Origin of the sequence: Treponema sp. Marseille-Q4130, assembly GCF_014334325.1 — a bacterium.
Classification (GTDB): domain Bacteria; phylum Spirochaetota; class Spirochaetia; order Treponematales; family Treponemataceae; genus Treponema_D.
Window position 1 is genome coordinate 155227 of sequence record NZ_JACSET010000001.1, and the last position, 15307, is coordinate 170533.

The following is a 15307-nucleotide window of genomic DNA, read 5'->3' on the forward strand; positions in this document are numbered from 1 at the left end:
GAGTCGGGGCGGAGCCTAAGCCGCGGGAGGTTCGTATGTTGGAAGGACGCCACCTTATTGAGCCGGATGATCTTTCCGTCGAAGAGATCGATGAAATCTGCTCTCTTTCCGAACAGATGATCGTCGATCCCGCAGCGTTTCAAGATGTGTGCCGCGGGAAAATCCTCGCGGCGCTTTTTTTTGAACCGAGCACGCGCACGCGTCTTTCCTTTGAAGCGGCGATGCTCCGTCTCGGAGGCGCGGTCGAGGGTTTTTCGGATGCGCAGTCAAGCTCCGCGGCAAAAGGGGAATCTCTTTCCGATACGATTCGGGTCGTTTCATCCTATGTAGACGTCATCGCGATGCGCAGTCCGAAAGAAGGTGCGGCGCTCCTCGCATCCCGTTTTTCGTCGTGTCCGATCATAAATGCGGGCGACGGAGGCCACTTCCACCCGACGCAGACGCTCACCGATTTGGTGACGATACGAGAGCTTCGCGGCGGTTTTGAAAATCTTACCGTAGGTTTTTGCGGGGATTTGAAATTCGGGCGCACCGTACACAGTCTCGTGCAGGCTATGTGCCGCTATAAAAATAATAAATTCGTCTTTATCAGTCCGAGCGAACTGGCGATTCCCGAATACATTCAGGAAAGCGTGCTCGATGCCTCGGGCGCCGAATATGAAAGCGCGTACCGTCTCGAAGACGTTATCGATAAAATCGATATCCTCTATATGACGCGCGTGCAAAAAGAACGCTTTTTCAACGAGCAGGATTACATCCGCTTAAAGGACAGCTACATCCTGGACAAAGCGAAGATGAAGCTTGCGAGACCGGATATGATCGTGCTTCATCCGCTGCCGCGCGTAAACGAAATAGCGCCGGAAGTCGACGACGATCCGCGCTCTGCGTATTTTAGGCAGGTGAAGTACGGCATGTATGCGCGCATGGCGCTCATTGCAAAATTGACGGGCTGTCTGTAGGACGGTTTTAAAAATTCGGTCGGTTTTTTAAGCGGCCTTACATTGCAGTTTTTTTGGTTCCCGATACAAGCGGAGGCGTTGATGAACGTAACGGCAATTAAAAACGGTTTGGTAATAGATCACATCAGAGCGGGTACGGGCTGGCGTATTTTCCGCCGGCTCGGTCTCGACGCTTCTTCTTTTACGTCGGCGCTCATCATGAACGTGCCGTCGCAAAAGAGCGGCAAAAAAGATATGATCAAAATCGATAATATCATCGACATCGATTTTTCGGTACTCGGTTTTATCGATCCCGACATCTGCGTCAATATTATTAAAGACGAAAAAGTCGTTCGGAAAATCAATATGGCCTTGCCGCCGCGCGTGCAAAACGTATTCCGCTGTAAAAATCCGCGCTGTATCACGGCGAGCGAAAACTTCGTTCCGTCGACCTTTTTGCTTGTCGACCGCACGAAGAGATTGTACCGCTGCGAATTCTGCGATGCGCTGTATACGGCGGGTGAAGGCGGAAATCCCGTGGAGGCGAAGTCGTGACTCGCGCTCTTCTTTTTTACAATGCGCGCCTCCTCGACGAAGCGATCGACACGCCCGGTGCCCTGCTTGTCGTGGACGATAAAATCCGCGCGGTCTATACCGGCTATTTTACGAATAAAAAAACGACGGAAGCTCTCGCACTTTCGGTGCTTGCAGAAGACGGCTATGAGCATCCCTTCGTCGAATATGTCGACGCGCAGGGGCTCACGCTCATGCCCGCTTTTATCGATATGCATGTGCACTTGCGCTATCCCGGGCAGACCCAAAAAGAAGATTTGACAAGCGGATTGCGCGCGGCTTGTGCCGGAGGCTTCGGTACCGTCGTCGCGATGCCGAACACAAAGCCCGTCGTTTCATCGCAGATGAGTGCGCTCGAAATCGATCGGGAAGCCGCTTCTCTCGGACTTGCCGGTGTGATACAGTCGGTGAGCATCACGAAGGATTTCGGAGGCTCGGATACCCGACACATCGAAGACCTCGACGCATCCCGCGTGCCGCTTATCACCGAAGACGGAAACGATGTCGCATCCGCTTCCGTCATGCTCGACGCGATGACGAGAGCTGCCCGGCGCGGCATCATCGTAAGCTGTCACAGTGAAGACGCATCGCTTGCGGCCGCGGCAAAGACAGATCGACGTGAAGCGCTCAAACTGATGGAAGCTTATCACCTTGTCGCGTGGGGAGCGGACGACGACGATGACGTTCCCGACGAAGTGCTCGACAAAATCGCGAGCCTTTTGACAAAAGCGAACGATCTGCTCGCGCTTGCGGAAAACAGCGCGACGATCCGCAATATCATGATCGCGCGCGAAGCGGGATGCCGCGTACACATCGCACACGTGAGTACGGCCGCCGCCCTCGATGCGGTGCGCAGCGCAAAAGAATCGCTTTCGGACGATGAAGAAGACTACCTTGCCGATGAAGCGGACGCCGCCTACGAAGCCGTCCTTGACGGTACGCGCTATGTACCCGAAGCGAGGGAAGAAAAACGTTTCCGCGTTACCTGCGAAGTAACTCCGCATCACTTGGCTCTCTGCGGTACCGACGAACCCTTTATACGCGCGCTCGTAAATCCGCCGCTCAGGAGCGAAGACGACAGAGTCGTACTCCTTGAAGGGCTCCGCGACGGTACGGTCGATGTCATCGCAACCGATCATGCGCCGCATACGCTCGAAGACAAAGCGGCGGGCAGTCCCGGCTTTACGGGGCTTGAAACGGCCTTTGCGGTGTGCAATACCGTTCTCGTTGCAGGCGGTCAGCTCGGAGCGAAGAGATTGTCGGCTCTCATGTCGGCAAATCCCGCGCGCATTCTCGGTCTCAACAAAGGCGTGCTTGCTCCCGGTTTCGATGCCGACATCGTGTTCGTCGATCCAGAAGAAAAGTGGACGGTGGACGCGAACACTTTTTTCAGTAAGGGGAAAGCGACTCCGTTCGACGGACGGGAACTCGTCGGCAAAGTAAAAGAGCTCTTTGTCGGAGGCAGGCGGGTACTGTAACGGATGCTCACGCATCGTCGCTGTCGGGTGAACGCGATCGTGCAGGGCAAATGTCGCGCAAACGTCGTACGTGCCAAGCGAATGCCGCGCACGGGACGCATCTTGTGCAAACGCCGAGCGCGGACTTCATTTCACGCGCTTGCTCCGTGCAAACGCTGCGTGCTATACTCGTGCCATGCAATTTTCAAACCTTTTTGTCATCCTCTATTGTGTCGGAACTTTTCTTTCGTTTTTATTAAATAATTTTATTGAGAGACTCCAATACGTGTTTCGAAAAAAATACGGACGCGACATACCTCCGGAACTCGCGCCGTATATCACGTCGCGTGATGCGGAAAAAACCTGTGCGTATAAAGATGCGCGCTATCGTCTTTGGGTTTTCGAATACGGTGCATCGACGGCGCTCGGCGCGGCTTTGCTGCTTTCGGGCTTTTATCCCTGCGTTTTCCGTGCTCTTAAGTCCGTATCCGATAATCCGTATGCGCTGACGCTCATCTTCGCGATTACGGTATCAATCCCGTCCGCCGTCTTATCGCTCCCGTTCGAATGGTATGAAGAGTTCGTCATCGAAAAGCGTTTCGGTTTTTCTTCGATGACGCTTCGGCTTTGGATCGCGGATAAGCTCAAATCGATCGCCTTAGCCCTCATCGTGTCGGTGCTTTTACTTTCGGCGATGACGGCGATCTTCGAACACGTGAGTGCATGGCCCTTCGTGCTCGCAAGTGTTTACGTTGCGTTTTCGCTTCTCATGTCGTTTATTTATCCGCGCCTCATCGCCCCACTTTTTAATAAATTTACTCCTCTCGGAGAGGGTGCGCTCAAGTCGCGCATTTCAGATTTTATGGAGCGCACGGGATTCAAATCGAGCGGAGTTTTTATCATGGATGCGTCGAAACGCAGCAAACATTCGAATGCGTATTTCACGGGCTTCGGAAAAACCAAGCGCGTCGTGCTTTACGATACGCTCGTCGAACAGCTTTCGGTCGATGAAGTCGGCGCCGTCCTCGCGCACGAACTCGGCCACTATAAAAAACATCACATCGTAAAGCGTTTTGCCGTGACGATCCCGCTCGTGTACATCGTCCTCTTTGCCGCCGCCCGGCTCACTTCATGCGAAGCGCTCTACAGCGGATTCGGCTTTTCGTATGATGCGGCGCTTCCGTACATGAAATTCATCGCGCTCTTTTTGTTGTCGGAAGTTTTCGGCGGCTACGGCATCTTTGTTCGGCTTGTTTCCAATTTCTTTTCGCGAAAAGACGAATACGAAGCCGACGCATACGCAAAGAAATTATGCGGCTCCGGAAAACCGCTTTCGTCCGCGCTCATCGCATTGAATCGGGAAAATAACGGCGAAGTACGGACGGCGAAAATCTACAGCGCGTTTACCTATTCGCACCCGACACTGCTCGAACGCCTTCGCGCGCTGGAGTAGGGGCGGTTTTCGCTGCGCTTGCGGGCTTATAAGCGGGCGAAGTATCGCTGTAAGCGCAGCTTTATCAGCTGATACTTTCCAAGCTCGCCATTTACCCTTTTAATAAAACAGCGAAAAATAATAACTTGTAATATCGTCTTCCCCTTTTCCCGAAAGTTCGTACGATGTCGTGTGAAACAAACGGGCGCATTTCGTATCTTCGTCGATGAGATGTGCGAGCGCATAGATGCCGGGTCGATTGTCGCACACCGCGTATATCCACGTCTTCTTCGACGGTGCATCGAAAAAGATGCGCGAAGATGCATCCTTGCGAGCGGTCTCTTTTATATCGCTTAAATGAGAAAAGTCGGTCGAGATCAATAAAAAATTGTGTTTTCTGTTTCGGCGTGTAAAGTAAGGCGCGAGTGCACTTGTCAATTTTTCGGCATCGCTTTGGTTTACGGGCGGTTCTCCGCCAACGGCGACGGCTGCGACGCGGGCGTTCGGAAAATAGCGCGCGATATAGGGGATGAGCGTCGTGATGCCGTGTTCGAGCGGAAACACTTGCGCATCGTATGAAACGCCGAGCGCCTTTGCGAGGGCAGCTTCCGTCTTTCGTTCGGTCATCGTCGTGCGCCCGCCTCCTGCGTTCCATGAAACGTCGTCAAGCGACCACTGCTTTGTCGAAAGACCCCAATGCGAGGGGCTTACGATAAAAAACGTCCGCACCTTCCGCCTTGCGGCGATCTCGCGAAAGAGAGCGTCGATTTGCCCGTGCGCGAGCAAGTGGTGGCTTACAGTCGCCGCCCACGGAAACGAATCGGAGGGCGGAAGCGCTTCGAAGGGAAGTTCGATCGAATACGGTTCGCTATCCTGCTCTGCCGCCCATGTCGGTATGAAATGCACCGTATCCGCCTGTTTGCTTGTTAGGCGGAAAGCGCACATACATATTGTTAATAATGCGGCGGCAAAGAGTGGGCTTAATAATATGAGAAAACGCCGTCGTCGGGTATGATCCATCCTCTTTCCCAAAACGGATAATACGCTTCGATATTTCCGTCTTTTCGATATACGATTTTTTTCCATTCTTCATCGGTCATACGTTTGTTGATCGGTACGGCGAATTCCGCGTAGCTGAAACAATAGCCGACTGCGATACGCTTGCCGCCCTGTCCGTCGTTGAGCGCGACATAGATGCGCAAAGGAGAGGCGATGCCCGTTTCGAGAACCGTTCCCGACTCCGCATCCGTAAATACATCGGCGATGCATGCCATTTTAAAAGCGTCTTCGTTGTTCGTGTACGCAGCGTCGAAACCGTTGTGAACCAAAACGTATTTTTCGAGTTCGGCGGCGATTACGGGTATCCATCGATTTTCTTCGTCGCTTATCAGCTTGTCGACCGCTTCTTTTTTGCATATCGCGAGTATCTTTTGATACATTTTCAAAAGACCGTTGAGCACGATTTCCGCATCGGCGTCGAGCAGATCGTAAGTCGTGTACACCGAGCGCAGCTTTTGTACCGAATTGAGCGATGCGATCCAAAAGGGGATATTCGGTTCTATGTAATGCGTCGGGCGCGGGATCGGCTCGGTCCTGAACGTCGGTTCGAAATCGCCGCCGCCGCCTTTTTCCGCATAGCACTGTTTGGTATATAAAATCGTATCGTGCCGAAGTTCCGCCCACGCACCGTGAGCCGTTATAAGCGATTTTAAATTCCACAGCGGTGTTTCGGTAAAATAAAATCCCGCACCGCTTTCAAATTGTGCAAGCGTTTTGATTTGACGCAGCACTTGCGTATAATAGGTTTTATTCCAATAGTCGTCGCCATACGAATCGATTTCGCGTTCGATCGCATCAAGCGTTTCGCGGAACCCGATCGCTTCATGCTCTTTATATTCGTTTTCCAAAAGCAGATCCGCCGATCGGGAACCGAACGCTTTTATGATATCAAGACCGCTTACCATAGTGCGGCCGTAGATCGTATCGCCGACGATTTTCAGAAGGCGGGGAGAAGAAACTCTGTAATGAATTGCCGAGTCGAGCGTAAATCGCTGACCGAAAAGTCTCCAGCCCGCAGGCGGCTCTGCCCCATCGTTTGATCTGCCGTAAAACGCGCTTTCGGAACCGATCGCAGGGGGACGAAGCTTTTCCCGGCACAGCTTCATAAAATTAATAATATTTTTTCTGTCGGACGACCACGATGCGAAATCGGATGTGCGCGCCTCTTTCCACAGCGGAAGCACGTCGTAAAAACTCAAATCGTCCGAAAGACCGATGAGGTCGGTGATCGGATTGAAAAGCGAAGCCCATTGATCATAGAGCGCCGCATTTTTCCGCACCGTATCGATTATAAAAAGCGCGGCTTTTTCCGCTTCGAGAGTCTCGCCCGAATCGACCTTTTCACGGGCAATCAAAAAGTGAATGCGCCCGTACCACATCTGCGCGCGAAAATACGCTTCGAGCGCTCCGTTTTTCGTGTAGTGTCCGCGCGCTTTATACTGCGAAAAGTCTTCCCGTACGCTCGGAAATACGGAAAGCGGCAGCGCCGAACCGAAGCCAGCTTCCGTTTCCGCTTTTTTTATGCGCTTGTAATCTTCGACGACTTCTTTCGGGTACTCGGAAAGAATTTTATTTTCATCGCGCTCTTCGTATGTTACGGTTTTTTCGTAGCCTATGTTTTTTTCGATTCTTTCGGGCGCCGTACGGAGAAGCGCTTCGGCGACTTGAAAATACATGATCGCTTTGTTTTTCGTTTCGGCATCGGCGTCCGCATTCGCTTGAAGAGAAGCGATACAGTTTTGAGTGAGCGAAAACAGCTTCGGCATAAATGTGAACTCTTCCGTGTATTGCAGCATTCTGTCGAATATGAGATGCTGCGAATGCGCAATCAAATCCGTCGATATAAAATACGGGATAAACGAATCCTTCCTGCCGATTTCGCGGTAAAATGAAATCATATCATCCGGGCGGTAATATTTCCGAAGCGGTGTTTTTTGAAAGGCGATTCTGTTCGCTTCGAGCGCCGCTGCGATATCCTCGCCGAGGGGTGTATACCCAACGACGGGATAAAACGCATCGTAGTCGGAATGCGTTCGATAAAGCTCTGCGGAAATCCTGTTTTTTTCGGGCGGATCGTCGAGACCGAAGAGGTCGGCGCCGAATACATAGCCCGTTTTGCCCTGCCACTCGACGGGATAAAACCAATTGTAATTGTCTTGAAACGGAAATGTGCGGCGCGTGTAATCCGGCTGCGTCGTATCGGCATTGATGATTTTTTCTCCGAATATCCTGACGATAGAAGCAAAGGGAATAGGAGTGCCGTGCATATCGTTTTCGTTTTTGATCGAAGCTTCTCCGTTCGATATATCGATATCGAAATCCGATTCGGGATAGAGCATGCATACGCGGCTTCCGACTACAGCCGTGCGTGCATATTTCATCCCCTGATCGGGAAAAGGCACGAACGTAAGTGCGTCGTTTACATACGCTGCGTGAGCGTCGGTATGAAAGGTACCGTCGGCGGCATCGAGCCGTTCGAATGATACGGCGCTTGTATTGTTATAGCGGGGGAGCGGTAGAATTTCTTCGGTCGTTTCCGCTTCGCTCGTCGATCTCATTTTCGTCTCCTGACGCGCAGGATCGACTTTCGCTTTTGTGCAGCTTATAAACAATATCGATAAAAAAAGAAATATGTATGCACGCATTACATAAGTATATCGTCGTACCGGGGATTTAACAATATACGGATGGCGCACTATCGATGCTACACACGATATAAACAATATGTGTACCGCCTCCGCGCACCGGAACAGGAGATCGGCAATATGCGAACGGGCAAAAAAAATCCCGCCCGATTGAGAGCAGGATTTTATCGGTGATAACGGATTTTATTTCTTTAATTTATATGTTCTGTTATCTTTCAAACAATTTTACGCCTGCGAATATGAGAACGCCGTTCGACCGTACTCCGAGGTCTTTGAACACTACGGAATAATTCGAATGCATATACTGTACGCCGACCATCGGAGCGAAGCCGTCGGTTACGTAATACGCAACGTATGCGCCGCCGCCGATACCGAAGTAGAGACGGTCGGAACGATTATCGCCCGCGAGTGTCGTTATGTTTGTAAGACCGAGGCGCGCTTCCGCAAAGGGCGCTACGATGAATTTATTAAACGCAAGAGGCACTTGAAAACGGATCGCACCGCCGACGGTCGTCATCGATTTTGTTTCCCGATATTTTTCCTCACCGTACTTATCGAGGATGGCAACATTGTCGATTTTTTCGCTTTGTATGAAGGGACCGCCGCCGAAGAATTTATTCATAAACAGAGCCGACAGATTGAAACCCGCCGATTTCTTTTCCAACGGAATGATCACGCCGCCCGAAATATTGATAACGTAGGGATCGTCGATTTCAAAGCCCTTTACGCTGCCGGACGAATTTCTTTTTTTGGTGCTCTTTTTTGCGGTTTTCGTATTTTTTGCATTCCCGAATTCCGAAAGCCTCCAGTTTCCCTGCTCTTCCGTCCACAGCGAAGGAATCGCTTCTTTGCCTTCGGGCGTAAAGGAAACCTTCATGCCGTTTGCCGATTCTTCCGCAGCGCTTGCTTCCGTTACGAGTGCACCGTCCGTACCTTGAAATTCGTTCCACACTTTGTATGCGAGTGCATAGCGCAAGCCTTCGATCGGATCGTATGCAAATATTTTAACGATGACGGTACGGATGCTTGACGGCGCCGTAGCGAGCGCTTTTATAAATTCGTCGCCGGCGCTTTTCGCGACCATTTCGTTCGAAATGTATTTTCCGAGCGAAAAAAACATTTCGTCTTTGTTCGCCGTCGATGCGATAAATTGTTTTACGCGGTCGTCGATGTTTTGCTTTTTTCCGCCGGCAATGCTTTTTTCAACAAAGGATTTGACGACTGCCGCGGGGATCGAAAAATTCGTCGATTCGCGGTATGTCGCTTTCCACGTGTTGATTCCGACGACGGTGTATCCCGCTTCGGTATTTGCATCCGCCGTCAAAAGCGGGCCGCCCGAATTTCCCGCATCGACTTGCGCCGAATGCTGAATGAGCGTGGAAATATCGGGCGAGAGGAGTTCTTTGATTTTCGCTCTCGCATTCGTTACCGTGCCCTTGCCGAGCTGCCACATCGGCTCTCCTCCCAATCCGGGAAAGCCCGCCGACCACACTTCCTCTCCATCGCGCACTGTGCTGCCGCTCAGCGTAAAACCTTTCCGCGCATACGTGTCGGGCAGGGCGACGAGCGCGATATCGATATCTTCGTCTGCGGCGATGATTTTGAGTTCTTTGTAATTGGAATTGGAACCGTCTTCGTTTTCAAATTCGACGTCGACCGTTTCCGCTTCTTTGACGACGTGCCGGTTCGTGACGACATAGGGCTTGCCGTTCGACGCATAGAACACGAAGCCCGAACCGAAGGACCCTTTGAGGTATGCGTCGATGTCTTTTGCATACGAAGCGTATCCGCGGTTTGAAAGTTTGTCGCGGTATTCTTCCAAAAAGGAAACCGTTTTTTCAGGCAGATTGCTGCGCACGATACAAACGTAATTTCGCAGCGGCGCCGTAAAAGCTGCTGTCGCTAAAAAGTACAGGACCAAAACGCCGAAAAAGCGTTTTTTGTTAAAATTGGTGATCGCCATGCTTTATATTATAGCGACGGGAAAATAATTGTGCAATGTTCCGCCGTACGGTTTCCCCGTACGGCTTTGCAGTCACTCTTCAGCGCTTGTCAATGCCGCACGATAGAGCTGTACGTTTTTTCCGAGTTTTTCGTTAAGCGCTTTATTCGCCGCTTCGAATTCGTCGAGCAGAACCGGTTTTGCCGGCCGCAGATAAAATCCTTCAAGCGTGTACACGAACGTACCGAGGTATACGTATTGCGCTTCATCGGGAAACCGGATTTTAAATCGTGCCGGCAGCGAGAGGCGCGCTTTTTCGTTTTCGAATAAAAGCACGCTGAACGAATGCAAAGTATACCCTTTTTTAAAAAGGCTTTTATCGAGTATGAGTTCGGAAAAGTCGCCGAATGTAAACGTTTTGTCATAGACGGAAAATAATGTTTCGACGGCTTTTGACTTCGTAGGATCCGTTCCGGGATAGATAATAAAATTATATTTTATCGGAACGTCTTTTTTTCTCTGCGAATCGAAACCCGTCGCATAGAATTCTGTATCCAGAGGTTCGGCAAATACGACGCGGCAGATAAACGCGACTTCACCCTTTTTCGCCGCCTGCCAATCCTCACTCTTCGGACTTCCGGCATACAGCGCAATGCAAAACCAACACGCAATGCAATACAACAATATTTTTTTACCGTGCATGATTCAACTCCTCCAAACGCGCCCGCAGCAGGGGCTCCCATGCCGTATCCGCATAAAACTTGAGAGCGTAATTGACGGCATTTTTTTCACAATCGATTAAATCCATCGCGTATTTTTCGGGCAGTAAACCGGGATCCTCTTTATACGTGCGCAGATATACTTTGATTTCGCTCTGCGATATAACGTTTTCAAAATCGCCGATAAAGTATAAACCCGGCTTTTGCGGCGCGGTAAAATCGTGGACGGAGGGATCGGATTGAATTCCGTCGTCGCCGACAGTAACGGTGTTGTACTTTTGATATGCCCGGAAATAATACGCTTTGTATTGTCCGCCCGGCACGACGGGCTTAAAGAAAAAATATTTCCCGCCGATATATTCGAGGTGCTGAGCGGGTTTCCTTCTGTCTACCTGCAGATACGATATTGTCGACGGCGGTGCGTTGGTGAGGACGCCGACGTGGTACGTATTGTAACTGCCGTAGACGAGGACGGAATTTTCCGGCGTATAGGTTTCGCTCAGCATTTTGATAATTTCCCGTTTTTTTACGGGAGACGTGGATTGATACAATTCTCCGGCAGTGTCGTTCCCGGTTTCGGCGAGCTTTGTCGTCGCGCAGCCCGCCGTAATAAAAATACAGCACAGGGCGGCAAAAATACCGGCGAGTGATTTTTTCATGTGACCTCCGATAACATTTGGAAAGCACCGGTTGTATCGGAAAAGCGTCAACCGGCATCGATCATATCTTAGCACTGCGTTGCGAAGCTGTCAACGAAGAACACGTTAACATATCGATGAACGATACCGCATCTTTGCACCGCACATCGGTCTGCCGTTTAAAATTCTTTGTGCAGGCGCGGCAGTTCCCGGATCCACACGTCCGCCATGTATGCGTAGCCCGAAGCGTTCGGATGAATCCCGTCTTCGCACATGAGCGAACGATAATCTTTCGCTTCGAGCATGACCATACGCATATCGATGTACTGGACACCGTGACTGAGGGCGTATTTTTCGATCGAAAGCGAATAGAGTTCGTGAGCACGGTACAATTCGAACACATCGCCGGAGAGAAAGGCGTCGATGTTTTTTTTGTTTTGACCCGAGGTGATCGTTTTATACCAGCGGTCGAGAACGAGCGGCGGCATCGTCATCAAAAGCGGGGTGATCTTGTACGCGCGGAGCGTTTCGACCGCTTCGTCGAGCATACGCAAAAAGTCAGGCAGCGGATTTCGAGGTTTGTGCGGAGCATCGGGGTTTTTGCTTATCGGCGTCCAATCGTAATCGCAGTCGTTGCCGCCGCTTTCGACGATACCGAGGTCGCAGCTTAAACCTTTTTCCATGTCGCGCTTGAGCGTGCGAAGCGCTTTATTGATGATGTTGCCGAATACGCTTTTATTGATGAGCGTAAAGCCGAGCTTTTTTTGAGCGAGGACGAGACTGTTTTCTTCTTCAAGGATGTCAAAGCGGCTTTCGCTGTAACCGGTGACCGCCCCTTTTAATATCGAATCTCCCCAGACCGCTATCGTGTGTATTCCGTTTTCCATACTGCGCCTCAGACGATGATGCCCTTGGTCGAAGGGATTTCCCCGCACCTTCGAACGTCGAGTTCGACGGCGCTCCGTATCGCGCGGGCGGCTGCTTTAAACATCGCTTCGATTTTGTGGTGATCGCTTCTGCCGCGAATCGTGTCCAAATGCAGATTGCATTTTGCGCCTCCGACAAAGCCCTGCCAAAAATCTTCAACGCAGTCCGTTTGAAAGCTCGCTTCTTTTCCGTCATCGCCGAGCGACACGAGGGGTATGCCCGAAATTTTTCCGTCGAAGACGAGGTAGGAACGTCCTCCGAAATCGACTGCGGCACGCGAAAGCGTTTCGTCCATCGGATAGATAAAAAATCCCGAACGCGAGATACCGGCGCAGTCGCCGAGCGCTTTTGCAAAGCAGCTTCCGAGCACGATGCCCGTATCTTCGATGAGGTGATGCTGATCGACGTTCAAATCGCCTGAAAGCGTGCCGCTCAAATCGAAGAGGCCGTGTTTGCAAAAAGAGCGCAGCATATGATCGAAAAATCCTATCGGATTTTCTACCGTGTATTTTCCGCTCCCGTCGAGGTTGAGGGTGAGCGCTATCCGCGTTTCGCCCGTGTTCCGTTCTATCGATGCGATTCGTCCTGCCATAGCACGCTCCGTGATTTGTTAATTATTAATTTATGCCAGCACTTTCCGAAGCTCGTATTCGAGGATATCGACCGCACCGAGTTTTTTCAGTTTCGGTAAAAGGAGCGGCACTTCGGATTTATCGACCGCAATTTTGACCGCGTAGCCGTCATCCCCGTACAGCGGAGAAACGGTCGGACTTTTCATCGCTGGAATCTCTTTGATGAGCGTATCGAAGATGTCTTTCGGACAATTCATTTCGAGCATCACTTTGTTCCGCGCATTGAGCACCGCTTCGAAGAGCATTTTCAGTTCGTCGATCTTTTGCTTTTTTTGCGGGTCTGCGAGCGCCGTCTTCGATGCGAAAAAACACGTCGAGCTTTTCAAAATCGTGTCGACGATGCGGAGTCCGTTTTCCTGCAGCGTGCGCCCCGTCGCAGTATTGTCGATGATCATGTCGGCATCGTCCGGCGGGAACACTTCGGTTGCGCCGTATGTCCGCACGATGATACTGTCGATTTTTTTGCTTTCGAGCCACTTGCGCGCGATCTGTTCGTATTCGGTTGCGACGACGACGCGCTTCGTTTGAAGCGTGTGATCGTCGAGCACGTTCGGCACTGCCGCGACGATGCGCACTTTGTCGAAGCCCAAGTCCATGATTTCTTCGACATCGGCTTTCGTCTCTTCGATCCAGTCGCGGCCGGTAAAGCCCGCATCGTGAGAACCCAGTTCGAGCAGTTTGCCGATGTTCTGCGGTTTCATCACTTTCGCTTCCAAATCGCTTTGATTGACGATGGGGCGGTATGCACGCTCGGGCAAATCGACTTTGATGCCCGCGCCGCTTAAGAGGCCGACGACGTTTTCGTAGATCCTTCCTTTCGGAAGAAGCAGTTTTAATTTTTCCATAGATTTTAAACTATAGCCCAAAGGCTCGGATAAATCAATCGTTCGTTCGCGCGTTGTTCATTCGCGCGTGCAGGTTTATCGCGCTGCATCATTCGTCGATTGTCTGTCAAAACGGAGAGACGGAGCTGTTTCAAAAGTCGGGGACAATCCCATGCGAAAAAAAACCGCAGCGAAAGCCTTATACTTCCGTTGCGGTTAGAATCACGCTGCTGCACAAAGCGCGCGGCTGCTTTTAGAAGTCGATGTCTTTGCCGTAGTATGCAGCGAGGTAAATCTTTTTAATATCGGCAGGCGATGTTTTTCTCGGATTGGTAAGCGTACACGCATCGTTGAATGCCCGCTCGCTCATCAGATCCAATACTTTGAGGAATGCATCTTCGGGGATGACGGTGTTTTTGCCTTCTTGAATCGTGCGCGTAATGCCGACCTTTCTATTTAAAGCCGTCACCGCTTTTGCGATATCATCTATACCCAAAGCGCCTTCCAATTTGCTGTAGCGGTCGGTTTCCTTTCTGTTGTAGTCGATGATGTACGGAAGCATGATGGCGTTCGCCTCTCCGTGTGTCAAATGAAATTCTCCGCCGATTTTATGCGCCATAGAATGCACGATGCCGAGCGAACAGTTGCTGAACGCGATACCCGCAACGGTAGATGCCGTATGCATCTTTCCGCGCGCTTCCATATCGCCGCCGTTTGCGACTGCCCGTTCGAGATATTCGAATACGAGCCGGATCGCTTCGAGCGCATAGGGATCGGTGTAATCGTCATGGGCGGTCGAAACATACGCTTCGATCGCATGCGTCATGACGTCCATACCGGTTTGCGCCGTAACGAGCGGCGGCATCTTTGCCGGAATTCTATCGTCGACGATGGCGATGTCGGGGATGATATCGGGACTGACCAAAGGATATTTGATATTTTTTTCTCTGTCGGTGATAACGGAAAACGCCGTGATTTCGGAGGCCGTACCGGACGTGGACGGAATGCCGATCAGTTTCGCTTTTGTCCGCAGCTTCGGAAATTTGAATGCGACCAAATCGTCGAAATTATAGCCGGGATATTCGTAATACACCCACATGATTTTGGCTGCGTCCATCGAAGAGCCGCCGCCCAATGCGATGATCCAGTCGGGTTTGAATTCGGCCATCTTCGCCCCGCCGTCTTTACAGGTTTTAACGGACGGATCGGGTTCGACGCCGTCTATGACTTGCACCTGCATTCCCGCTTTTTCCAAATAGCCTTTGGCTTCGTCGATGAATCCGAATTTTTTCATCGAACTTCCGCCGGTGACTATGACCGCTTTTTTCCCTTCCAGCGTGGAAAGGAACTCCAATGCACCTGCACCGTGGACGATCCTGTTGGGGATACTGAACGTTGCGTACTTCATATTACCTCCTGGTTTGTATATGAGCTGAAAGCGGCGCCGATGCAGGCGTCTCTTCCAGCGTTCTTCCGCATGGCCGTATATATGTATTCGATCGATTTCGTCCCGTTTATCAT

The 15307-nt window shown here is 51.2% G+C and carries 13 protein-coding genes; 4 read left to right on the forward strand and 9 right to left on the reverse strand.

Annotated elements, in window-relative coordinates; translation table 11 throughout:
* Positions 1-35 precede the first annotated feature (35 nt).
* From pyrB to H9I36_RS00650, 4 genes are all read left to right on the forward strand, one after another.
* Positions 36-959, forward strand: a complete 924-nt coding sequence (gene pyrB / locus H9I36_RS00635; protein ID WP_187383459.1) for an aspartate carbamoyltransferase — start codon at positions 36-38, stop codon at positions 957-959.
* An 81-nt stretch (positions 960-1040) separates the two neighbouring features.
* Positions 1041-1493 carry an aspartate carbamoyltransferase regulatory subunit gene (locus tag H9I36_RS00640; protein WP_255422611.1) on the forward strand — a complete coding sequence of 151 codons (453 nt, stop codon included), beginning with the start codon at positions 1041-1043 and terminating at the stop codon, positions 1491-1493.
* Positions 1490-2989, forward strand: a complete 1500-nt coding sequence (locus tag H9I36_RS00645; protein WP_187383461.1) for a dihydroorotase — start codon at positions 1490-1492, stop codon at positions 2987-2989. The genes H9I36_RS00640 and H9I36_RS00645 overlap by 4 nt, the downstream gene beginning before the upstream one ends.
* Positions 2990-3164: 175 nt before the next feature.
* Complete coding sequence (locus tag H9I36_RS00650) at positions 3165-4421, forward strand: M48 family metallopeptidase (protein WP_255422613.1); 1257 nt, start codon at positions 3165-3167, stop codon at positions 4419-4421.
* 99 nt (positions 4422-4520) lie between these two features.
* Here H9I36_RS00650 and amrB read toward each other — a convergent pair whose 3' ends face one another.
* The 9 genes from amrB to H9I36_RS00695 all read right to left on the reverse strand — a co-directional run bounded on the left by amrB (position 4521) and on the right by H9I36_RS00695 (position 15194).
* Positions 4521-5306 carry an AmmeMemoRadiSam system protein B gene (gene amrB, locus H9I36_RS00655; protein ID WP_187383462.1) on the reverse strand — a complete coding sequence of 262 codons (786 nt, stop codon included), beginning with the start codon at positions 5304-5306 and terminating at the stop codon, positions 4521-4523.
* 74 nt (positions 5307-5380) lie between these two features.
* Positions 5381-8104 carry a DUF3160 domain-containing protein gene (locus H9I36_RS00660; protein WP_187383463.1) on the reverse strand — a complete coding sequence of 908 codons (2724 nt, stop codon included), beginning with the start codon at positions 8102-8104 and terminating at the stop codon, positions 5381-5383.
* A 208-nt stretch (positions 8105-8312) separates the two neighbouring features.
* On the reverse strand, positions 8313-10067 hold the full coding sequence (locus H9I36_RS00665; protein WP_187383464.1) for a S1C family serine protease: 1755 nt from the start codon (positions 10065-10067) through the stop codon (positions 8313-8315).
* Between the two features lie 72 nt (positions 10068-10139).
* Complete coding sequence (locus tag H9I36_RS00670) at positions 10140-10748, reverse strand: hypothetical protein (RefSeq protein ID WP_187383465.1); 609 nt, start codon at positions 10746-10748, stop codon at positions 10140-10142.
* The gene (locus H9I36_RS00675; protein WP_187383466.1) at positions 10738-11424 is read right to left on the reverse strand and encodes a hypothetical protein; all 687 of its coding nucleotides are present in this window, start codon (positions 11422-11424) and stop codon (positions 10738-10740) included. The genes H9I36_RS00670 and H9I36_RS00675 overlap by 11 nt, the downstream gene beginning before the upstream one ends.
* Positions 11425-11582: 158 nt before the next feature.
* The gene (locus H9I36_RS00680; RefSeq protein WP_187383467.1) at positions 11583-12290 is read right to left on the reverse strand and encodes an SGNH/GDSL hydrolase family protein; all 708 of its coding nucleotides are present in this window, start codon (positions 12288-12290) and stop codon (positions 11583-11585) included.
* 8 nt (positions 12291-12298) lie between these two features.
* Complete coding sequence (locus tag H9I36_RS00685) at positions 12299-12922, reverse strand: imidazoleglycerol-phosphate dehydratase (RefSeq protein WP_187383468.1); 624 nt, start codon at positions 12920-12922, stop codon at positions 12299-12301.
* Positions 12923-12952: 30 nt separating this feature from the next.
* Complete coding sequence (gene hisG / locus H9I36_RS00690; RefSeq protein ID WP_187383469.1) at positions 12953-13807, reverse strand: ATP phosphoribosyltransferase; 855 nt, start codon at positions 13805-13807, stop codon at positions 12953-12955.
* A 232-nt stretch (positions 13808-14039) separates the two neighbouring features.
* Positions 14040-15194 (reverse strand): iron-containing alcohol dehydrogenase, encoded by a 1155-nt coding sequence (locus H9I36_RS00695; RefSeq protein WP_187383470.1) that lies wholly within the window; start codon positions 15192-15194, stop codon positions 14040-14042.
* Between the last annotated feature and the right edge of the window lie 113 nt (positions 15195-15307).

What these genes read in the sequence shown, in the direction of transcription:
- H9I36_RS00670 (WP_187383465.1), bottom strand. Translation starts at nt 10,748, where the DNA reads ATGCACGGTAAAAAAATATTGTTGTATTGCATTGCGTGTTGGTTTTGC.
- H9I36_RS00695 (WP_187383470.1), bottom strand. Translation starts at nt 15,194, where the DNA reads ATGAAGTACGCAACGTTCAGTATCCCCAACAGGATCGTCCACGGTGCA.
- H9I36_RS00685 (WP_187383468.1), bottom strand. Translation starts at nt 12,922, where the DNA reads ATGGCAGGACGAATCGCATCGATAGAACGGAACACGGGCGAAACGCGG.
- H9I36_RS00680 (WP_187383467.1), bottom strand. Translation starts at nt 12,290, where the DNA reads ATGGAAAACGGAATACACACGATAGCGGTCTGGGGAGATTCGATATTA.
- H9I36_RS00665 (WP_187383464.1), bottom strand. Translation starts at nt 10,067, where the DNA reads ATGGCGATCACCAATTTTAACAAAAAACGCTTTTTCGGCGTTTTGGTC.
- hisG (WP_187383469.1), bottom strand. Translation starts at nt 13,807, where the DNA reads ATGGAAAAATTAAAACTGCTTCTTCCGAAAGGAAGGATCTACGAAAAC.
- H9I36_RS00675 (WP_187383466.1), bottom strand. Translation starts at nt 11,424, where the DNA reads ATGAAAAAATCACTCGCCGGTATTTTTGCCGCCCTGTGCTGTATTTTT.
- H9I36_RS00640 (WP_255422611.1), top strand. Translation starts at nt 1,041, where the DNA reads ATGAACGTAACGGCAATTAAAAACGGTTTGGTAATAGATCACATCAGA.
- pyrB (WP_187383459.1), top strand. Translation starts at nt 36, where the DNA reads ATGTTGGAAGGACGCCACCTTATTGAGCCGGATGATCTTTCCGTCGAA.
- H9I36_RS00660 (WP_187383463.1), bottom strand. Translation starts at nt 8,104, where the DNA reads ATGCGTGCATACATATTTCTTTTTTTATCGATATTGTTTATAAGCTGC.
- H9I36_RS00650 (WP_255422613.1), top strand. Translation starts at nt 3,165, where the DNA reads ATGCAATTTTCAAACCTTTTTGTCATCCTCTATTGTGTCGGAACTTTT.